At 64.2% G+C, this 18,718-nt stretch carries 21 protein-coding genes and 1 pseudogene; 7 read left to right on the top strand and 15 right to left on the bottom strand.

Features of this window, described 5'->3' with window-relative positions:
* Window positions 1-57 precede the first annotated feature (57 nt).
* From IVA80_RS24680 to IVA80_RS24665, 4 genes are read right to left on the bottom strand one after another with little or no spacing between them, the layout of a single operon-like run.
* Window positions 58-486, bottom strand: coding sequence for an HIT family protein (locus IVA80_RS24680; RefSeq protein ID WP_247436576.1), 429 nt, complete (start codon window positions 484-486; stop codon window positions 58-60).
* Between the two features lie 49 nt (window positions 487-535).
* On the bottom strand, window positions 536-1,777 hold the full coding sequence (locus tag IVA80_RS24675) for a GNAT family N-acetyltransferase (RefSeq protein ID WP_247436574.1): 1,242 nt from the start codon (window positions 1,775-1,777) through the stop codon (window positions 536-538).
* Between the two features lie 53 nt (window positions 1,778-1,830).
* On the bottom strand, window positions 1,831-2,577 hold the full coding sequence (locus IVA80_RS24670; RefSeq protein ID WP_247436571.1) for a glycerophosphodiester phosphodiesterase: 747 nt from the start codon (window positions 2,575-2,577) through the stop codon (window positions 1,831-1,833).
* Window positions 2,578-2,582: 5 nt separating this feature from the next.
* Complete coding sequence (locus tag IVA80_RS24665) at window positions 2,583-3,050, bottom strand: RidA family protein (protein ID WP_247436567.1); 468 nt, start codon at window positions 3,048-3,050, stop codon at window positions 2,583-2,585.
* 234 nt (window positions 3,051-3,284) lie between these two features.
* Here IVA80_RS24665 and IVA80_RS24660 point away from each other — a divergent pair, with 234 nt between their 5' ends.
* Window positions 3,285-4,130, top strand: a complete 846-nt coding sequence (locus IVA80_RS24660; protein ID WP_247436564.1) for a cell envelope integrity EipB family protein — start codon at window positions 3,285-3,287, stop codon at window positions 4,128-4,130.
* Window positions 4,131-4,210: 80 nt separating this feature from the next.
* The gene (locus tag IVA80_RS24655; protein WP_247436561.1) at window positions 4,211-4,612 is read left to right on the top strand and encodes a RidA family protein; all 402 of its coding nucleotides are present in this window, start codon (window positions 4,211-4,213) and stop codon (window positions 4,610-4,612) included.
* A 166-nt stretch (window positions 4,613-4,778) separates the two neighbouring features.
* Here IVA80_RS24655 and IVA80_RS24650 read toward each other — a convergent pair whose 3' ends face one another.
* Together IVA80_RS24650 and IVA80_RS24645 are read right to left on the bottom strand one after the other, a co-directional pair.
* Window positions 4,779-6,068, bottom strand: coding sequence for a DNA polymerase IV (locus IVA80_RS24650; RefSeq protein WP_247436559.1), 1,290 nt, complete (start codon window positions 6,066-6,068; stop codon window positions 4,779-4,781).
* On the bottom strand, window positions 6,065-6,376 hold the full coding sequence (locus IVA80_RS24645) for a DUF3572 domain-containing protein (protein ID WP_247436556.1): 312 nt from the start codon (window positions 6,374-6,376) through the stop codon (window positions 6,065-6,067). The genes IVA80_RS24650 and IVA80_RS24645 overlap by 4 nt, the downstream gene beginning before the upstream one ends.
* Before the next feature lie 241 nt (window positions 6,377-6,617).
* Between IVA80_RS24645 and IVA80_RS24640 the strand changes: the two genes are divergently transcribed.
* Together IVA80_RS24640 and IVA80_RS24635 are read left to right on the top strand one after the other, a co-directional pair.
* Window positions 6,618-6,983, top strand: a complete 366-nt coding sequence (locus IVA80_RS24640) for a response regulator (protein WP_247436552.1) — start codon at window positions 6,618-6,620, stop codon at window positions 6,981-6,983.
* Between the two features lie 14 nt (window positions 6,984-6,997).
* The gene (locus tag IVA80_RS24635; RefSeq protein ID WP_247436549.1) at window positions 6,998-8,371 is read left to right on the top strand and encodes a PleD family two-component system response regulator; all 1,374 of its coding nucleotides are present in this window, start codon (window positions 6,998-7,000) and stop codon (window positions 8,369-8,371) included.
* Between the two features lie 321 nt (window positions 8,372-8,692).
* Here the strand turns inward: IVA80_RS24635 and IVA80_RS24630 are convergent, their stop codons facing one another.
* Window positions 8,693-9,298: a TetR/AcrR family transcriptional regulator gene (locus IVA80_RS24630; RefSeq protein WP_247436546.1), complete on the bottom strand. Its 606-nt coding sequence runs from the start codon at window positions 9,296-9,298 to the stop codon at window positions 8,693-8,695.
* Window positions 9,299-9,431: 133 nt separating this feature from the next.
* Between IVA80_RS24630 and IVA80_RS24625 the strand changes: the two genes are divergently transcribed.
* Window positions 9,432-10,664, top strand: a complete 1,233-nt coding sequence (locus IVA80_RS24625) for an MFS transporter (protein WP_247436543.1) — start codon at window positions 9,432-9,434, stop codon at window positions 10,662-10,664.
* A 43-nt stretch (window positions 10,665-10,707) separates the two neighbouring features.
* On the opposite strand, the gene IVA80_RS24620 is transcribed toward IVA80_RS24625, so the two are convergent.
* Complete coding sequence (locus tag IVA80_RS24620) at window positions 10,708-11,187, bottom strand: DUF2269 domain-containing protein (RefSeq protein ID WP_247436540.1); 480 nt, start codon at window positions 11,185-11,187, stop codon at window positions 10,708-10,710.
* Entirely contained in the window at window positions 11,187-12,458 is a 1,272-nt protein-coding gene (locus IVA80_RS24615; RefSeq protein WP_247436538.1) for an SDR family oxidoreductase, read from the bottom strand. The genes IVA80_RS24620 and IVA80_RS24615 overlap by 1 nt, the downstream gene beginning before the upstream one ends.
* Window positions 12,459-12,591: 133 nt before the next feature.
* Here IVA80_RS24615 and IVA80_RS38660 point away from each other — a divergent pair.
* Both IVA80_RS38660 and IVA80_RS24610 read left to right on the top strand, forming a co-directional pair.
* Window positions 12,592-12,746 (top strand): annotated as a pseudogene (locus IVA80_RS38660) (MFS transporter); the annotation flags it as partial.
* A gap of 308 nt (window positions 12,747-13,054) precedes the next feature.
* Window positions 13,055-13,363 carry a GIY-YIG nuclease family protein gene (locus tag IVA80_RS24610; protein ID WP_247436536.1) on the top strand — a complete coding sequence of 103 codons (309 nt, stop codon included), beginning with the start codon at window positions 13,055-13,057 and terminating at the stop codon, window positions 13,361-13,363.
* 283 nt (window positions 13,364-13,646) lie between these two features.
* Here the strand turns inward: IVA80_RS24610 and IVA80_RS24605 are convergent, their stop codons facing one another.
* The 6 genes from IVA80_RS24605 to IVA80_RS24580 form a co-directional block, all read right to left on the bottom strand.
* On the bottom strand, window positions 13,647-14,579 hold the full coding sequence (locus IVA80_RS24605) for a lipid A biosynthesis lauroyl acyltransferase (protein WP_247436534.1): 933 nt from the start codon (window positions 14,577-14,579) through the stop codon (window positions 13,647-13,649).
* Window positions 14,580-14,587: 8 nt separating this feature from the next.
* Entirely contained in the window at window positions 14,588-15,865 is a 1,278-nt protein-coding gene (locus tag IVA80_RS24600; protein ID WP_247436532.1) for a beta-ketoacyl-ACP synthase, read from the bottom strand.
* A gap of 102 nt (window positions 15,866-15,967) precedes the next feature.
* Window positions 15,968-17,173, bottom strand: coding sequence for a beta-ketoacyl-ACP synthase (locus tag IVA80_RS24595; protein WP_247436530.1), 1,206 nt, complete (start codon window positions 17,171-17,173; stop codon window positions 15,968-15,970).
* Entirely contained in the window at window positions 17,166-17,639 is a 474-nt protein-coding gene (locus IVA80_RS24590; protein ID WP_247436528.1) for a 3-hydroxyacyl-ACP dehydratase FabZ family protein, read from the bottom strand. Before IVA80_RS24590 ends, IVA80_RS24595 begins: the two co-directional genes overlap by 8 nt.
* A 10-nt stretch (window positions 17,640-17,649) precedes the next feature.
* Complete coding sequence (locus IVA80_RS24585; protein ID WP_007592476.1) at window positions 17,650-17,937, bottom strand: acyl carrier protein; 288 nt, start codon at window positions 17,935-17,937, stop codon at window positions 17,650-17,652.
* Window positions 17,938-18,144: 207 nt separating this feature from the next.
* A complete protein-coding gene (locus IVA80_RS24580; RefSeq protein WP_247437076.1) occupies window positions 18,145-18,486 on the bottom strand; it encodes a hypothetical protein in 342 nt (113 codons plus the stop codon).
* Window positions 18,487-18,718 lie beyond the last annotated feature (232 nt).

The following is an 18,718-nucleotide window of genomic DNA, read 5'->3' as shown; positions in this document are numbered from 1 at the left end:
AGGAGCCTTTGCGACCAAGCAATCCAGACTGTTGCTCGCAGTGACGAGCGGAGAGAGCTAGCCCGCCTTCAGCGCCGCGATCAGCTTGGCCGCGTTCTCTTCCAGCATCTTGACGTCTTCCTTGCGGCTGGCGGGCGGCAGCATGGCCACGCCGTCGTGGCGCGGCATCACGTGCATGTGGAGATGAAACACCACCTGTCCGCCGGCGGGTTCGTTGAACTGTTGCACGGTGATGCCATCGGCCTCGAACGCTTTCATCGCCGCGGCCGCGATCTTGTGCGCGCCGCGGGCGACATGGGCGTAGTCGTCGGGCTTGATGTCGAGGATGTTGCGGGCAGGGGCCTTCGGGATCACCAGCGTGTGGCCCGATACCCGCGGCATGATATCGAGGAAGGCGAACACGTGTTCGTCCTCATAGACCTTGTGGCAGGGAAACTCGCCGCGCAGGATCTTTGCGAAGATGTTGTTGGGGTCGTAGGCGGTCATGGCGGCTCCTCGAATTTTTTCGCTTACTGTCACCAGCCGCAGCAGGCCGTCAAGGCGCCTCGTCGACGCCTTTCCGGAACGGGCCGAGCTCGGCGAGCTCCCGTCCGGCCTCGGCGACATAGGCGCGCTCGCGCTTGAGGTAATCGTCGATGGCGCGGCGCAGGCCCGGATCGGCGATGAAGTGGGCGGAATGGGTCGTCCGCGGCAGGTAGCCGCGCGCGATCTTGTGCTCGCCCTGCGCGCCGGCCTCGACATTATTGAGGCCGTGTTTGATCGCGAAGTCGATCGCCTGGTAATAGCAGACCTCGAAATGCAGGAACGGATGATGCTCGACCGCGCCCCAGTTGCGGCCGAACAGCGTGTCCGAGCCGATGAAGTTGATTGCGCCCGCAATCCAGCGGCCGTTGCGCCGGGCCATCACCAGCAGCACGTCGTGGCTCATGGTCTCGCCGATCAGCGAGAAGAATTCGCGCGTAAGATAGGGACGGCCCCATTTGCGCGAGCCCGTCTCAGTGTAGAATGCGAAGAAGGCATCCCAGGCATCCTCGGTGATGTCTTTGCCCGTGAGCCAGTGGATGGTGATGCCAGGGGCGAGCGCGTCGCGCCGCTCGCGCTTGATCGACTTGCGGTGGCGCGAATTGAGCGTCGCCAGGAAATCATCGAAACTCGCAAAGCCGTCGTTCTGCCAGTGGAACTGTTGGTCGGTGCGCTGGAGGAAGCCATGCCCGGCAAGCAGTTTCCACTCCGCCTCGCGCGCGAAAGTGACGTGCACCGAGGAGGCCTTGCTAACGCCGCACAGCGCCACCAGGCCGCTCGCCAGCGCCTCCGTGACGCGCTCCCGGTCGACGCCGTCGCGAACCAGAAGCCGCGGTCCCGTCGCGGGCGTGAAGGGAACCGAGACCTGGAGTTTCGGATAATAGCGTCCGCCGGCGCGCTCATAGGCGTCCGCCCAGCCGCGGTCGAAAACGTATTCGCCTTGCGAGTGCGATTTCAGATAGCAGGGCACGACCCCGACGACGCGGCCATCGAGCTTGGCCACGAGATGCCGGGGTCCCCAGCCGGTGCGCAATGTGGCTGAACCCGATTTCTCAACGGCGGAAAGAAATGCGTGCGAGACGAAAGGGTTATAGGCGGGTTTTGAGAAGCCCAGGGAATCGCCTGGAAGCCCGGATGAGGTTCCCCTGCCATGTCCGTTGCAGGCCTTGTCGGGATTGGCGCAGGCGTCCCAATCCTCAGCAGGCACCTCGCGAACGGAAGGTACGGCCTCGAGCGTGATTTCAGATGATGCCATCGTGCCCAAGATCGTGCATTGCAGCAGCGACTTCAAGAGTGCGGAACATCAGCCTACGGTGCGAATCCCTCAAAAATCATCTGATCAGCATATTGCCGAACCCGCGTCCGCTGCTCCGGCGTGCGCACGGTCCAGCCGAGCAGAGCGCAGCCGAACACATTGCGGGCGATCCAGGGGGCGGGGGCCGGCAGGTCGTCGACCCTGAAGGCGACGAAATGCGGCCGGGTCTGAAAACCGTGGCGCAAGTACAGCATGCTGTCGCGCTGCCCCTCGGTCAGTTTCGCCCAGTACTCGTCCTCATAGGTCCGCTGCGCAACGATGCCGCGCGGGCGGGAGGGCAACAGTTCGCGCAGCGCCAGCACCTGGTCGGGATCGAAGGACATGCCGACGGCAGGCCCGTCATAGGACGCCAGCACCTCGGCCATCCGCTTCACCAGCTGGCGGTCGCCGCGAAAATGGCTCTTCACCTCGATCACCAGCGGCACGCGGCCGGCGACCATGGCGCAGAGGTCGGACAGCGACATCATCCGCTCGTCCGTATCCCTGAACTTGACTGCCTTCAGCTCGGCTGCGGTCTTCGAGATTACGTCGCCGGCGGCCTCGGTGAGGCGGCCGAGCGCATGGTCGTGATGCACCATGGCCTCGCCGTCGGCGGAAAGCTGGATGTCGACCTCGATCGAGAAATTGCCCGCGATCGCAGCCTGCACCGCGCCCGGCATGTTCTCGACGATGCCGCGGGAAATGTCGTGCAGGCCGCGATGGGCGACCGGCCGGGCTGTCAGCCAATCAGGTGCACGCATTCGCGTCAGGCGACCTCGAACACGCCTTCGACCTCGACCGCCGCATCCGCGGGCAGCGAGGCGACACCGACGGTGGTGCGGGCATGGCGGCCCTTGTCGCCGAAGGCGGCAACCATCAGGTCGGAGGCGCCGTTGAGGACCTTCGGCCCGTCCAGGAAGTCCGGCGCCGAGTTGATGAAGCCGCCGAGGCGCACCACGCGCACGACCTTGTCGAGGTCGCCGAGCGCCGCCTTGACCTGGGCCAGCAGGTTGACGGCGCAGCCGCGCGCCGCCGCGGCACCTTCTTCGATCGAAACGCCGGCACCGAGCTTACCCTTGGCGATCAGCTTGCCGGCGGGATCGAAGCAGACCTGGCCGGAGACGAACAGCAGGTTACCGGTGCGCACGAACGGCACGTAATTGGCGACGGGGGTGGGAGCCTCGTGCAGCTTGATGCCCTGTTCCGTCAGCTTCTGCTCGACCGTGCCCGCCATGTTCGACCTCGTTGTGCAAAATTCATCCGCCCTGGCGCGTCCGTTTGGAGGCCGGGCGCGCCCTGTTTCGCCCATCGTGCCGCCACATGCAAGCAACCGGAGGGGGCTGTATTTTGTTGAGGCTAGGCAGGAGGTTCAACGCGAGGGCCGCAACTTTACGTGAAACGGCCTCAGTTGCGACGCAATGGAACGGTCATTAAAATGACGAATCTGCGCTTTCCCCAGGGACCAGACATGGTGCACCTTTTCCGGACTTCGCTCGGTGTGGTGGCGCTCGCGGCGGCCGCTTGCGGCTTTTGCGGTGGAGCGCGGGCCGCCAATGCTCCGTTCCTCGCGCATCAGGCGCTCTATGATTTGAGCCTGGTCAAATCGCGCTCCAATTCGGTCAACGCCGCGCGTGGCCGCATCCTCTACAACTTCACCGGAAGCTCGTGCGAGGGCTACACCTCTGAATTCCGCCAGGTCTCCGAGCTCGACAGCGGCGAGGGCAAGGTCACGCTCAGCGACCTCCGCTCCAATTCCTGGGAGGACGCCGGCGGCAAAAGCTACCGCTTCAAAATCGAGACGCGGATGAACGAGGCCGACGCCGGCCGGGTCGACGGTTCGGCGGAGCGGGACGGCGACCACATCAATGTCAAGCTGAAGCTGCCGGCGCCGAAGAGCTTCACCCTCGACGGCAAGATCGTGTTTCCGACCGAGCAGATCCAGCGCATCATTGCCGCCGCCAAGGACGGCAAATCGCTGCTAGAGCTATCGGTCTATGACGGCTCCGACGACGGCCAGAAGGTCTACAATACGCTGACCGTGATCGGTCAGCCGATTCCCGCCGAGCGCGCCACCTCGTCCGACCCATCGACCACGGACGAGCACATGAGGCCGCTGAAGCGCTGGCCGGTCACCGTCAGCTATTTCGACCGCGATGCCCAGCAGAAGGAAGGCGAGCAGACGCCGGTGTATGCGATGGCCTTCGAGCTCTACGAAAACGGCGTCTCGCGCCAGCTCGTGCTCGATTACAACGATTTTGTGATCTCCGGCGCGATGGGCAAGTTCGACGTGAAGGACAGCAAGCCCTGTAATTGAGGGCGTGTTCTCGCATCTAGCCCTCAGCTTCGTCTCCCGCTACGCTCCCTCGCAACCACAAACCTCCGGGAGTCAGCCTCATGCCCAAGCTCGACCATCTCCGCCCCAGCGGCCTGCATCACAATCCCGCCTACTCCCACGTCGTCGCCGCCACCGGTGCGCGCACCATCTACATCTCGGGCCAGGTGTCGGTGGACGAGGAAGGACGGATCGTCGGCGAAGGCGACATTGCCGCGCAGACCACGCAGGTGATGCAGAATCTCGGCCACGCGCTGAAGGCGGCCGGCGCGAGCTACGCCAATATCGTCAAGATCACGACCTTCGTCGTCGGCTACAAGCCGGAGCTGCGCCCGATCATCGGCAAGGCCCGCTCGGTCTTCTTCGAAGGGATGGAGCCGCCCGCAAGCACGCTCGTCGGCGTCTCCGCGCTCGCCGCGCCGGAATGGCTGATCGAGATCGAGGCGATCGCGGTCGCGGATTGAGGTGTTTCCCGCAGCCCGGATGGAGCGAAGCGAAATCCGGGGCAGTATATCTGCAGCGACCGGTTTCCCGGATTGCGCTGCGCTCCATCCGGGCTACGAGTGCTTCGCAATGACGATATTGAATGGTTGCGCGCAATGTCTCTCCGACATCGTAAAGAACGCTCCATCACTCCTGCGTCTTCTCCGGCCCGTCATATGCAATTCCGCGAATGACGGCACCACTGCCGAACTTCTTCCGCAAACTGTCCACCGCTCGCTCGGCGTGAGCGGCGCGGCGGTCGAGCATGTCGGTGTCGTCGGCAGGCGAGCCTTCGCGCAGCGCGCTGACGCCGGCGCCCATCAGGCGGAAGGCGGTGCCGTCGATCTCCTTCGCCAGCATTTCGCGGCAGATCGAGAAGATCTTTGCGGCGAGCTGCGTCGGGGCTGCGATCGATTGCGAGCGGGTGCGCTGGCGGAAGTCGGCGGTCTTCAGCTTCAGCGTGACGGTCGAGCCGGCAAGCTCGCTGCTCTTCAACCGCGATGACGTCTTCTCGCACAGCCGCCACAAAATCCTCTCCAGCGTCGCGAAATCGCGAATGTCGGTCTCGAAGGTGGTTTCGCTGGAAATCGTCTTGGCGCCGCGGTCGGCCTCGACACGGCGGTCGTCGATGCCGCGCGCGAGCCGCCACAGCCTGCGGCCCTCGCTCGGAAACTGCCGTATCATCTCGATCTCGTCGGCCTTCTGCAAGTCGGCGATGATGCGGAAACCGCGTTGCACGAGGCGCTCCTGGGTGGCCGGGCCGACGCCGAAGATGAAGCCGACCGGCTTCTCCGCCAGCATCAAATGCGCTTCCTCCTGGTCGAGCGCGGCAAAGCCGCGCGGCTTGTCGAGGTCGGAGGCGATCTTGGCCAGGAACTTGTTGCAGGACAGGCCGACCGAGACGCTGATGCCGATGTCGCGCTCGATGTTGCGGGCAAAGCGCGCCAGCACTTTGGCCGGAGCCATGCCGTGCACCCGTTCGGTGCCGGAGAGATCGAGAAAGGCCTCGTCGATCGAGAGCGGCTCGACCAGCGGCGTCAGCGCCTGCATGGCCTGGCGCACTTCGCGGCCGACGCGGACGTACTTCGCCATGTCAGGCGGGATTACGGTCGCATGCGGGCAGGCTTCCAGCGCCTTATACATCGGCATGGCCGAGCGCACGCCGTAGGTGCGCGCGATATAGCAGGCGGCCGACACCACGCCGCGCTTGCCCCCGCCGATGATGACGGGCTTGTCGGCGATATCAGGATTGTCGCGCTTCTCGACGGTCGCGTAGAAGGCGTCGCAATCGATATGGGCAATGGTCAGGCTCGCCAATGCGCGGTGGCGGACGAGGCGAGGGGAACCGCAGCTGGAACAGCGCCGTACCCCCATGTCCAGATCGGCCAGACAATCCCGGCAGAAGCAGCGGGGCCCGGCCGGATCGGGGGCGCTCACGGCACGTCGCGCTCCCAGATCCGGTCGCCGAGCGCGTCGCCCAGCACCTGCCGCGCTGCGGCAACATTGGTCGGATGCAGTTCCGCGGCGCCGGCAAAGGCCTTCACGGTGGCGTCATCGCGCATCACGAAATCGAGCACGCTGAGAAGGAAATTGGGGTCCGAGGCGGCATTGCGCAGGGTCTCGGGACCGACGCCTGTCTCAGCCAGGAACAGGCCCAGCCGCTCGGGCTCGCTCGCGACGAAAGACAGCGCCTGAATCGCAACGATTTCAGCGACTTCGCACGGGTTGTGAACAGGCTTTTTCACGTGGCCGGTTTGCCTTTCCGTTAACTTTCAGTGTCTACTTTGGAGTCATCATGCCCGAGTCTTCGCCTTGAGTCTTGCGACCCCGGACAAGCAACCGGAAACCACATCGTAGAAAGTGGGCCCTCGGGTTTAACGAAACTGGAGCGAATCTGGGGCTAGTTTGAATCCAGTTTTCGAAGCGCCGGCGAGCGGCGCCTGAGGCGTCACATGTATCGGTCCATCGGACCAATCAGGAGGGCGGATGGCTAAGACCGTCCTGATCGTGGAAGACAACGAGCTCAATATGAAGCTCTTCCGCGACCTGTTGGAGGCGCACGGCTACCAGACCTCGGGCACCAGCAACGGCTACGAGGCGCTCGATCTGGTTCGCAATATGCGGCCTGACCTTGTGCTGATGGATATCCAATTGCCGCAGGTCTCAGGGCTGGAGGTGACGCGCTGGATCAAGGACGATCCGGAGCTGCGTAGCATTCCCGTCGTCGCGGTCACGGCCTTTGCGATGAAGGGCGACGAAGAGCGCATTCGCGAGGGCGGCTGCGAAGCCTATTTGTCCAAGCCGATCTCGGTCGGCAAATTCATTGAGACGGTCCGGCGTTTTATCGGATAGGAAGTGAGTTCAAAGTGTCCGCGCGTATCCTTGTCGTCGATGACGTCCCTGCCAACGTCAAGCTGTTAGAGGCCCGTCTGTCCGCCGAATATTTCGACGTGATGACCGCCTCGAACGGCACCGAGGCGCTGGCGATCTGCGCCCGCGCCGAATGCGACATCATCCTGCTCGACGTGATGATGCCCGACATGGACGGTTTCGAAGTCTGCCGCCGCCTGAAGACCGATCCGGCCACGCACCACATTCCGGTCGTGATGGTGACGGCGCTCGACAGCCCGTCCGACCGCAACCGCGGGCTGGAAGCCGGCGCCGACGATTTCCTGACCAAACCCGTCTCCGACGTCGTGCTGATCGCGCGCGTGCGCTCGCTGACCCGGCTGAAGATGATGACCGATGAGCTGCGCATGCGCGCCATCACCTCGCTCGAGATCGGCATGCAGGCGCCCGAGCGCAGCGCCGTGGCCGACACCGGCAGGGGCGGACGCATTCTGCTGGTCGATGACCGTCAGTCCTCCTATGAGCGGCTGGCGGCGATCCTCGCCGCAGAGCACACCATCGACGTCGAGCCGAACCCGACGGAAGCGCTGTTCCATGCGGCCGAGGGCAATTACGACCTGCTGATCGTCTCGCTCGACCTCAACAATTTCGACGGCCTCAGGCTATGTAGCCAAGCGCGCTCGCTGGAACGCACGCGCCATGTGCCGATCCTGGCGATCGCGGACCCCGAGAACTCGACGCGGCTGCTCCGCGGCCTCGAGATCGGCGTCAACGACTATCTGCTGCGTCCGATCGACAAGACCGAGCTGCTGGCGCGCGCCCGCACGCAGATCCGCCGCCGCCGCTACACCGATCATCTGCGCGACAACGTGCAGAACTCGATCGAGATGGCGATCACGGACGCGCTCACCGGCCTGCACAATCGCCGCTACATGGAGAGCCATCTGGCGACGCTCGCCGAGCAGGCCTCGACCCGGGGCAAGCCGCTGGCGCTGATGATCCTCGACATCGACTACTTCAAGTCCATCAACGACAATTACGGCCACGACGCCGGCGACGACGTGCTGCGCGAATTCGCGGTGCGCGTGCGCAAGTCGATCCGCGGCATCGATCTGGCTTGCCGCTACGGCGGCGAGGAGTTCGTCATCGTGATGCCGGAGACCGATCTCCACGTCGCCGGCATGGTCGCCGAGCGCCTGCGCCGCTCGATCGCGGGCGAGCCCTTTGCCGTTCACAAGGGCACCAAGCGCATCGAGGTCACGATCTCGATCGGCCTGACCACGCTGGAGCAGAAGGGCGAGGCGGTCGCCGACGTGCTGAAACGCGCAGACACCGCGCTGTATCGTGCCAAGCACGACGGCCGCAATCGCGTAGTGTCGCAGGCGGCGTGAGGCTGCCTGCACAAAAAAATGCGAAAACAACCCCATGCACAGTAGGCGAAGATAGCGGAATCAACGGCTTACGCGGGTAGCAAAAATCGCTTACGCGGATAGCAAGCCTGTTTGACTCGTCGGGCAAAACAGGAGCATGTTGATAGGATCGCGAGTTGGTCCTGACATGTAGTTAGGTGTCGCCGCTTTCCCCACAGACTCAACTGTCATTCCCCGCGAAGGCGGGGAGTCCAGTACGCCGCGGCCTCTCGATTCCAACCTCGCTGTCTCTGGAATACCCCGCCTTCGCGGGGCATGACACGAACGATGCGGCGACGGCGGTCAGTGTGGCGTGCGCTTGTCTCGCATCACCGTCGGCTCCGCGCAGCCTACATCCACCCCGGCATTCCGCAACAGCACCTTCGCAGCCTCCTTCGCCGCACGCGCCATCGCGGGATCGTCGCGGACGAGGTCCTGCGCGATGGAGCCGTCGACGAGCAGCACGAGCTGGGTTGCGAGCGCATCCGCTTCCGCAACGCCGAGCTCGTTCAGCCGGTCGCGAAACCAGACGCGGCGGCTCTCCTTGAAGGCGACCGCGATCTTCTTCACTTTGCGGTCCGCGGGCCCAAGCTCAGCCACGGCGTTCACGAACGGGCAGCCGCGAAAGTCCTTTGCTGCAAAACGCCGCTCCAGCGAATCGAAGGTGGCGAGGATCTGCTCGGCCGGCGGCTTGTCGGAGGGACGCGCGTGCACGAAGCGGCGCTCCAGATAGGCCGCGATCAGCGCGTCCTTGGAGGGGAAGTGGTTGTAGAGCGTGCGTTTGGAGATGCCGATTTCGGCCGCGATGGTGTCGACGCCGATAGCGCGAATGCCTTGCAGATAGAACAGCTTATCGGCGGTCTCGAGAATCCGCTCTTTCATCGTCTGTTTGGCGGGCGGGGGAGCCATGCGGCGGTGAATGTCCTCTTCGCTTGACAGTGCATCCCTTCTATAGCCTAGTTACACAGGTCTGTGTAACCAAAATAAACGGAAGTCGCAGACAACGGCTATCGTGCCGCGCCGATGAGGGAGAATAATAACAATGCCCCTGTTGCAGGTCCTGCGTCCGACATTGCCCATCCTGATCGGTGCCTCGATCATGCTGACGCTGAGCATGGGGCTGCGGCAGAGCCTCGGCATCTTCATGCAACCGCTGACGCATGACATCCACATTTCGATCTCGGACTTCACGCTGGCGCTGGCGGTGCAGAACCTGGCCTGGGGCTTTCTCCAGCCGCTCGCCGGCGCGATGACCACGCGCTACGGCTTCCGTCCGATCATGATCGCGGGATCGCTGATGTACATCGTCGGCCTGGTGCTGATGACGACCGCGAACGGACTCGTCAGCATCATGATCGGCGCCGGCGTGCTGATCGGCACATCGCTCGCTTGCACCGCCGCGGCGATCGCGATGTCGGTGGCGGCGCGCGCGGTGCCCGAGACCGTCCGCTCGACCGTGCTCGGCATCGTCTCCGGCGCGGGCTCGCTCGGCGCGCTGCTGTCGGCGCCGATCGGGCAGATGCTCAACGAGGGATTCGGCTGGCGCATCGGGCTCGCCGGCTTCGTGGTGATGTCGGTGCTGATGATCCCCGCGGCCTGGTATGCCGGCCGCGTCGATCAAGTCCCGCTGCCGAAGCCGTCAGCCGATGACATCGGCGATGCCACCGCCGTAACGGCTGCGAAGACCGCGTTCGGCAACGCATCCTTTGTGGTGATGACCTGCGCCTATCTCGTTTGCGGCATGCAGCTGGTGTTCCTCACCACGCATTTGCCGTCCTATCTGGCGATCTGCGGCCTCGATCCGATGCTGAGTGCGCAGACGCTCGGCATGATCGGCGGCTTCAACGTGCTGGGATCGCTGTTCTTCGGCTGGGCCGGCCAGCGCTGGAACAAGCTCGCGCTGCTTGGCGGGATCTACATCCTGCGCTCGCTCGCGCTCGCCTGGTACTTCATGCTGCCGGCGACGCCGGCCTCGACGCTGCTGTTCGGCGCGATCATGGGCTTCCTATGGATGGGTGTCGGCCCGCTGGTCGCAGGCGCGGTGGCCGAAATGTTCGGCCTGCGCTGGCAGGCGATGATCCAGGGCCTCGCCTTCATGAGCCACCAGGTCGGCAGCTTCCTCGGCGCCTACGGAGGCGGGGTGATCTACGACTCGCTTGGCTCCTACACCATGGCGTGGCGCATCGGCGTGGCGCTGGGCTTGGCCGGCGGCATCGTCCAGGTGGCGTTCGCGCTGATCCGGCCGTCGCAGCCGCCGGTGTTGAAGGTGGCGTAGCCGGGGGTGGGGAGCGATATGATTTCAGGAAGAGGCACGTCAATTAATCCCAGTATGGAATAGGTGGGCGGGCGATCATCAGCCAGAAGATTGCCAGCACGGCTGCAAACGCCGGAAATCCAAAGGCGAACCACCATCGGAAGAGACGGTAATACCCGGCAGGCAACTTGGCGTTGGTCTCGACCGCACGGACGGCAAGATCGCGCATTTGCATCTGCATCCACACCACCGGTAGCCAGAAGGCGCCAATTACTACGTACAATGCGATGGACGCCGCAATCCACCCATCGCGAAGGGAATACCCGCTCGACCAAGCGAGCCATGTGCCGGTGATCGGCTGCAGGATCACGGCACTCGCCGTAAACAGGAAATCGGCCAACACGACCGTCCGCGCAACCCCGGCGATCTCGCGCGGGTCACCGCGCAGATGGGCCACCAGCAGGAAAAAAGCGATGCCGGCACCCGTGCCGAGCAGGACTGCTGCACCGATGATGTGCACCATCTTGACAAGGAAATAGAGCATCAACGATCCTCCCGGATCGCCATCGCAACGAGATTGAGCATCAGCACCGGCCAGATCTTCAGCATTGGCCCAAGCGGATCGGCCCACAGCCGCGGCACCATCGCCGTGCCGATCACGACATAGATGAGCGAGACGATCAGTGCTGCCCAGAGGCCATAGCGGCTCGCTGGCCGCCAAAGGATGGCGAGGCCGATGACGGTGTCGGCGAGGGCTCCCGCGATGACTGTGAGCGAAGCGAAATTTTCTCCCAACTCGCCTTCCCGGACATACGACATACCGATGTCCCAGCCCGGCCCCAGGGAGATGATGCCGGTGCCGATCCAGAACAGGCCGAAGACGCCGAATATCAGCGGCTTCAGCGCGTACAGCCGTGCAAACCAGCGCTCCTGCACCGAGGCAGGCTCGCTTGCGAGCGCGGCTGCAAGATCGCGCGGCCGCATGCCAGTAACCTGACGCCAGGGCTCGGCATCGCCGGTCGCGCCGCGCCGCATTTCCACCTGCGCCGTCGAGTTGACGGGCGCTCGCCAACCCAGCAGCTGCGCGACGTCTCCCGCGCGGTAAGCGCCTGAAGCCGCCCACGCGGGTAGCCGCAAACGGTAAGCGGGTCGCCAACGCAGCCAGTGGCGAAACAGCGCGACGGCGTCGCTGAAGGCCATCTGCCGCGGACCGGCGAGATCAAGTGCGATGCGCGAAGGCGCCTCCGGTTGCAGGAAGAACAGAACCGTTTCGACGAGGTCGTCGAGATGTACCGGTTGAATGGCTGCCGTGTCGGGCATGACCGGTAGAACCGGCAGGGACGCCAGCCCTCGCAATAGCGCGCTGCCGCCATAGGCGGAGCGGCCCACGACGACGGAAGGCCGCAGTATGACCCAATCGAGGTCGCGCGCCATCAAAGCGGCTTCGCCTTCCCGCTTGGTCCGAGAAAAAGCGGTAGGCGCATCGCGATTGCTGCCGATCGCGGAGAACAGGATGACACGGCGGACGCCTGCGCTTTCGCAGGCCGTATAAAGCGCCGCGCTGCCGACGGCATGAACGCCTTGCATGTCCTGTCCCTGCAGGGCACCCGCCGCGTTGATAACGGCATCCACTCCTGCAAGAATGCCCTTCCATTTCGAAGGGATCGTCCGAGCAATATCGAGGGTGATGTGGTGCGTATCAGGTGCCGCCGTCGGATGACGCGACACCAATACGCATTCATGTCCTTCGGCGGACAACCTGGCGTGGATTGCCGATCCAACAAGCCCCGTACCACCCACGAGAAGAATGCGCATTGACCGGTACTTCGATCGCGGCCCGGGTTCGCAAACCGCTGATTAAAAGGTGCGGACGAACAAAGCGGGGCTGATGTAATCGTTCCTCGCGGCGGGACTGGTAAGTTCGCGGCAAAGCGCCTTATCGTTGGCAGGCAGCTTCCTCGGCGCCTACGGAGGCGGGGTGATCTACGACTCACTTGGCTCCTGCACCATGGCCTGGCGTATCGGCGTGGCGTTGGGCTTGCCGGCGGCATCATCCAGGTCGCGTTCGCGCTGATCCGGCCGTCGCAGCCGCCGGTGTTGCGGATGACTCGAAGGCAACCTGCCTCACCTCACCCTGAGGTGGCCGCCTCTTCAGCGGCCTTCGAAGGGCGACGGCCAGCTGCATCGTGGCCGTTCATCCTTCGAGGCTCATCTTGCGATGCTTCGCATCGCAAGCCTCGCACCTCAGGATGACGGGGTGAGAAGCAGAGCGAGAGCTCGAGGAAGTCACGAATTCGCGGCACGTCCAAAAGTTGCCGAGGCTGAGATTGACAACAGGTCCACTGCCGTCATCCTGAGGTGCGAGCCGCGTGGTGCGCAGCACCGCGGGGGGAGCCTCGAAGGATGATGTTGTGGGCATCTATGTCTACATGCTGAAATGCACAGACGGCTCCTTCTATATCGGAAGTGCCACTGGCGAGGACGTGTCCAGGCGAGTCGATGAGCACAATGCCGGCGCTTATCCAGGATACACTTTTTCGCGGCGTCCGGTCGTCCTGGTGTGGTCCGAATATTTCGATCGGATAACCGATGGCATCGCTGCCGAGCGGCAACTCAAGGGCTGGAGCCGGGCAAAGAAGGAAGCTCTTGTTCGCTTGGATTGGAAATCGGTGAGCCAGTTTGCGCGACGGCGCGCGGGAGCGCCTAGACCGAAGAAGTAAGGGTCAATGCGGCTGCATCTCGGCCGTTCATCCTTCGAGGCTCTCCACACGACGGCGCGCTGCGCCGCGTGGCTCGCACCTCGGGATGACGGATCAAATGACTTCCGCGAACTGGCGACGGGCTCGTCATTGCCGCAGTCTTGCCGCGTCGTCCTTTTGCGCGTCCCGATGCCGGCACCCCAGCGTATTGGCCGAGCATTGCTGATTTATTGGGTGGGCCATTTCTCAGTCATCGAGCCTGGACGGGTTCGAATGCGGCCGCTAGGAAAATAACCGCTAAGCGCTACCGCCAGCGCCGGTGCAGCCACAGCCATTGCTCGGGATGTTCACGCACCCAGCCTTCCACGACGCTCGTGATCGCCTGCGTCGTGCCCTGGATGTCGATTTTGCCGTCGGCATCGCGGACCGGTGGGATCTCTTCCGTCAGTTCGGCGGCGAAGCGGTTGCCGGGGAGGCGGATGATGCGAACGCCGTGGATGGGGCATTCGACCTGTCGCAAGAGGCGCGCCAGCATCGGATTGGCGCGGGTCTTGCGGCCGAAGAAGGTGACCTCGACGCCGCCGGTCAGATACTGGTCGATCAACATGGCGACGTGCTTGCCGTCCTTCAGCGCCTGCGCGAGCCGCAACGGCGCGTCGCGCCCCGCAGGGATCAGCGTGCCCATGTTGACCTGGCGCATCTCCTGGATGATGCGGTCGGCTGAGGCGATGTTCGGCCGGCGGTAGAGGATCGCGGTGTCCAGCCCATGCGCCACCGCTGCAAGCGCCGGCAATTCCCAATTGGCCAGATGCGCGGCGAAGATCAGCGCCGGCTTGCCGTCGTCCCGGATCTGGTCGAACAGCTCGATGCCGCGCTGAGGCAATTCGATCCGGCCGTTCTCCGGATGGTCGCGGTCATAGTCCCAGACCTGGTCCATATGGGCGAACTCGGCGCCGACGCGGCCGAGATTGTCCCACACGCCCATCAGGATGGATTCGATTTCTTCCGGCGACTTTTCCGGAAACGCCGCGGTGAGGTTGGCGTGGCCGATGCGATGCTCGCGCAGGCGCGGGCCGATCAGCTTGGTGACGCGCGCGAAGAAATCCGAGGTCTTGGCCGGGTCGAAATAGCGCGTGGTGCGCAGCATGCCGACGGTGGCGGCGCCGATCAGGCTGCCGCCGATCGATTTGGCGACCTCCCGCGCGCGGGCTTTCGTGCTCGCAGGAAGCAGCGCCATGCGTCCGGTCAGGCCGGTTCGCGGGTCAGGATCAGCGAGGCGTTCTGGCCGCCGAAACCGAACGAGTTCGACATCACCGCGGTGACGCGGGCGTCGCGCGCCTTGTTGCCGACGACGTCGAACAGGATCGTGGGATCCGGATTGTCGTAGTTGATCGTCGGCGGGATGCGCTGATGCTCGAGGGTGAGCAGCGAGAAGATGGCTTCCACCGCGCCGGCGGCCGAGATGGTGTGGCCGACCATCGATTTGTTGGAGGTAACCGGGATCTTCTGCGCGAACTCGCCGAACACGGCTGACGTCGTGTTGAATTCCATCTTGTCGTTTTCGGGCGTCGCCGTGCCGTGGGCGTTGATGTGGTCGATCTGGTCCGGCGTCATGCCGGCGTCGGCCAGCGTTTTGTTCATGCAGCCGATGATCGGCTTGCCGTCGGGCGAAGAGCGGGTGCGGTGGAAGGAATCGGTGAGCTCGCCGCAGCCGGCGATCACGCCGAGAATCTTCGCGCCGCGCGCGGTGGCGGCCTCGTAGCTTTCGAGCACGAGCGCACCGGCGCCCTCGGCCATGACGAAACCGTCGCGGTTCTTGGAGAAGGGGCGGGAGGCCGCCTGCGGCGGATCGTTCTGGGTCGACAGCGCCGAGAGCAACGAGAAGCGCACGAGAGCTTCGGGGTTTACGGTGCCGTCGGTCGCCACGCACAGCGCGGCATCGGTCTCGCCGCGGCGGATCGCCTCGACGCCGAGCTGGATCGAGGTCGCGCCCGAGGCGCAGGCCGTCGATAGCGAGATCGGCGAACCCTTGGTGCCAAAGGTCTCGGCGAGGTGTGCGGCCACCGAGCCGAACATGAAGCGGTGGTGATAGGCGCTGTACTTGCCGCCGCCGGAGATGCGCAGCAGATCGTCATAGGTGAAATCCTGCGAGCCGACGGCGCGGCCGAGCTCACGGCGCTGCGGCCACTCGACTTCGACCGGTGCAACCGCAAGGAAGAGGGGACCGGGGAAATCGGCCTTGGCGCCGATGCCGGCCTGCTCGAGCGCTTCCAGCGTGACCAACTCGGCCATCCGCTCGGACAGGCCGGTGGAGGAGAACGGATCGACGCTGACGAAATCAACCGTGCCCGCCATCGTCGTCTTCAGGCCGTCGACCGGAAAGCGCGTGATGGTGCGGATGCCAGATTCGCCGGCGACGAGCTTCGCCCAATTGTCGGCCTTGCCGGCGCCGAGCGAGGTCATGATGCCCATGCCGGTGACGACGACGACGGGACGCCCGAGTTTGTCGCGTGGTGCAGTCATGTCGATCCCCCGATAGAGCTGGAGCATGATCCCGGAAAAAATGTGACGCGGTTTTCCGAGAGGATCATGCTCAAACAATAACCCACTAAAGCGCGACGCGCTTCAGCTTACGGCCTCAACCAGCGCCATGCCTTCGCCGCGCCAGTGTCCGGCTCCCACCACCACAATCTGGGTGGGCGCCCCCTGCATTTCAATCTCGGTCCCCGTCGAATCGTTCGGCGGGAACAGCGCACCGCGCGAGATCGACAGCGCGGCGAGCGCAATGCCGAGCGGGAATTGCGTTTCCATGGTGTGGCCGAACATCGTGCCGGTGGAGCGCACCGGAACGTCGGCATGGCCCTTCAGGAAGCCGCGCTCCTCTGACGTCGCGGGCTCTGCGCCGGTCGCACCTGATATGATCGCGCCCTTGCCCTCGCGCTTCGGCAGCTTCGTCCAAAGCTTCTCCAGCGTCGCGGCCATGTCACCGGGCTGCTTGCGCCGGGCGAGGTCGGCAACGACGCTCGACAACTTTGCGAACGGCTTTGCGCCGCGCGCTTGCGCATGTGCCTTCGATTCCAGCACCAGGAAGGCGCCTGCCGAGCCGAGCGCGAAGCCGGCGTGGTCCTTGCGCGCCCAGACCGGAGCGAACTCGTCCTTCAAATTGAAGTCGCCGAATTCGTAGAGGACCATCAGGTCCTTGCGCTCGCCATTGTGCGAGCCGCCGATCAGCGCAATGTCGCTCTCGCCCGAGGCGATGCGCGACAGCGCGATGCGAGCGGCATCGGCGCCCGCGACCTCTTCGCCCATGAAAGTGCGCGAGGTGCCGCCGAGACCGTGCACGATGGCGATGTTGCCGGCGAGCAGGTTGGAGAGCTGCGCCAGGAACAGCGTCGGCCTCAGATCGCTCATCAGCCGTTCGTTGAGGAAGCCGGGCGCATTGGCGCCCTTGGCCTCGGCCGTGAGCACGCCGGTATCGACGTTGAGATCGCGCTCGCCGCCGCCGGCGGCCACCACCATGTCGATCTTCGACAGGATGTCCTTGTTGCCCTTGATCCCGGCGGAATCGAGCGCAAGGCCCGCGGCATAGGTGCCGATGCGCTGCCAGGCTTCCATCTGGCGCTGGTCGCCCTTCTTCGGGATCTGGCTGTCGAAGGTAACAGGCATCAGGGGATGCACGATGTAGGGCGCAAAGCCCTTCTCATCGACATTGATGCGCTTCTCCTGAAGCGCGGCCCAGTTGGCGTCCAGGCCTTCGCCGAGCGAGGTGGCAAGGCCAATGCCCGTGATCCAGACTTCCGTCTGGCCGGGCTTCGAAGCAGCGTCAGTCATGGCGATAGGCCTGTTGCGGGAAGCCGACGCGTTTGGCGACCGCGTCCATGTAGCCGCGCATATCTGCGTTGGGGAAGGGGATCTGCGTGAAGGTGAGCGTCGAATTCGCGCGCAGCTTGCCGCCGACCCGGATCTTGGCCTCGGTCATGGCATAACCCGAGCCTTGATGGGCCAGGCTCGCCTCGATTCTCATGAGATCGCCGGGAAAGACCGAGCCGCGGACCTTGGCCTCCTTCACGGCGGCCAGGATCGGCATGCGCTCGAACTTCAGGACGCCGAGCTGAAGCCAGCCCGAAGCCTGCGCCATCGATTCGATCAGGAGCACGCCGGGCATCAGGGGATAGCCCGGGAAGTGCCCCTCGAAAATGGTGCTCTCCTGCGGGACCTGCGCTTCGACGACGATCGTCTTCTCGTCGACGTTGAGATCGACGACGCGATCGATCATGTGGAAGTATTCGAGTTGCATGACCGCGCGCTTAGGCGCTCGCGCCCTTCGCCGCAACCAGTTCGTCGATACGGGCGCACAGATTCTTCAGCACGAAATACTGTTCCGTGGTCGCCTTGCCGTCGTTGACCTCCTGCGTCCACTTTTCCAGCGGCAGCTTGATACCGAACTGCTTGTCGATCGCGAACGCGATGTCCAGGAAATCGAGGCTGTCGATGCCGAGATCATCGATGGCGTGGCTATCCGGCGTGATCGTGTCGCGCGGGATGTCGCAGGTTTCAGCGATGATCGTAGCGACCTGATCGAATGTGGAGGACATCACTAAGCCTTTGATATATTGCGGATATTTTTCAGATATTCCAGAGCGGACGGTGGGTGGGCATCGCGCCCCTGATGACGCCCTCAACCCCCTCTGGCCGGGTCGAAAGCCCGTATATCGGAGCGCCGCCCTGAGTTCAATGGAGCCGGACGACCCCGGCACCAGGACTGGGGATGCCGTCGGCGGGCCCTTCAGCCGGGGGCGTGCCTAGATATGGGGCGTCGTGATCTTGGCGCAGTCGCGGCGGCCCATCAGCACGCAGTCCTGGGTGCGGCGCAGGTCGGCAATGCTCACCGCGAGCCAGATCCCGATTGCGGTCAGCGCGATCGTAAAGGCGAGCGCCGCGATATTGGCAAGCATGCGGCGGCGGAAGTCGTCCGGTTCCGGGCGGGGCTGCTCGTAGCGCGACAGGTCGAGCGGCTCGGGCGCGACGCGCAATTGCTGCACGGTGCCGCTGCCCCGATCGACCGCCGGGGGAGACGGGGTGCGCGGCCTGAACTGGAGCACCCGGTGCTCATCGTCCGAGCTTATGGGCCGCTGAGTTTTCATAGTGCGGGGATCACTCCGAAGCAGCGGTTTTGAGATAGCATACGTGGTGAATGTGTTGCAGAAAATCTTCTCAATGCGCACGAGCATTGCGCTTTCGCACTACCTTTCATGGCATATCTCTTGAGCGGTTCGCGAGGAAAGCGGCGCCGGCCGTCACGCTGGTGACAGGACGCGCGGGTTGCATTGCAACAACAATCCTGAAGCACGGCATCGCCGGCTCTCGTGAACATCG

This window comes from Bradyrhizobium sp. 139 (assembly GCF_023074175.1).
Lineage (GTDB): Bacteria > Pseudomonadota > Alphaproteobacteria > Rhizobiales > Xanthobacteraceae > Bradyrhizobium.
This window is presented reverse-complemented; position numbering and strand designations above follow the sequence as displayed.

Bases quoted from the DNA above. Each gene is read 5' to 3' on its own strand.
- IVA80_RS24680 (WP_247436576.1), bottom strand. From the start codon at position 486: ATGACCGCCTACGACCCCAACAACATCTTCGCAAAGATCCTGCGCGGC.
- IVA80_RS24675 (WP_247436574.1), bottom strand. From the start codon at position 1,777: ATGGCATCATCTGAAATCACGCTCGAGGCCGTACCTTCCGTTCGCGAG.
- IVA80_RS24670 (WP_247436571.1), bottom strand. From the start codon at position 2,577: ATGCGTGCACCTGATTGGCTGACAGCCCGGCCGGTCGCCCATCGCGGC.
- IVA80_RS24665 (WP_247436567.1), bottom strand. From the start codon at position 3,050: ATGGCGGGCACGGTCGAGCAGAAGCTGACGGAACAGGGCATCAAGCTG.
- IVA80_RS24660 (WP_247436564.1), top strand. From the start codon at position 3,285: ATGGTGCACCTTTTCCGGACTTCGCTCGGTGTGGTGGCGCTCGCGGCG.
- IVA80_RS24655 (WP_247436561.1), top strand. From the start codon at position 4,211: ATGCCCAAGCTCGACCATCTCCGCCCCAGCGGCCTGCATCACAATCCC.
- IVA80_RS24640 (WP_247436552.1), top strand. From the start codon at position 6,618: ATGGCTAAGACCGTCCTGATCGTGGAAGACAACGAGCTCAATATGAAG.
- IVA80_RS24630 (WP_247436546.1), bottom strand. From the start codon at position 9,298: ATGGCTCCCCCGCCCGCCAAACAGACGATGAAAGAGCGGATTCTCGAG.
- IVA80_RS24625 (WP_247436543.1), top strand. From the start codon at position 9,432: ATGCCCCTGTTGCAGGTCCTGCGTCCGACATTGCCCATCCTGATCGGT.
- IVA80_RS24620 (WP_247436540.1), bottom strand. From the start codon at position 11,187: ATGCTCTATTTCCTTGTCAAGATGGTGCACATCATCGGTGCAGCAGTC.
- IVA80_RS24615 (WP_247436538.1), bottom strand. From the start codon at position 12,458: ATGCGCATTCTTCTCGTGGGTGGTACGGGGCTTGTTGGATCGGCAATC.
- IVA80_RS24605 (WP_247436534.1), bottom strand. From the start codon at position 14,579: ATGGCGCTGCTTCCTGCGAGCACGAAAGCCCGCGCGCGGGAGGTCGCC.
- IVA80_RS24600 (WP_247436532.1), bottom strand. From the start codon at position 15,865: ATGACTGCACCACGCGACAAACTCGGGCGTCCCGTCGTCGTCGTCACC.
- IVA80_RS24595 (WP_247436530.1), bottom strand. From the start codon at position 17,173: ATGACTGACGCTGCTTCGAAGCCCGGCCAGACGGAAGTCTGGATCACG.
- IVA80_RS24590 (WP_247436528.1), bottom strand. From the start codon at position 17,639: ATGCAACTCGAATACTTCCACATGATCGATCGCGTCGTCGATCTCAAC.
- IVA80_RS24585 (WP_007592476.1), bottom strand. From the start codon at position 17,937: ATGTCCTCCACATTCGATCAGGTCGCTACGATCATCGCTGAAACCTGC.
- IVA80_RS24580 (WP_247437076.1), bottom strand. From the start codon at position 18,486: ATGAAAACTCAGCGGCCCATAAGCTCGGACGATGAGCACCGGGTGCTC.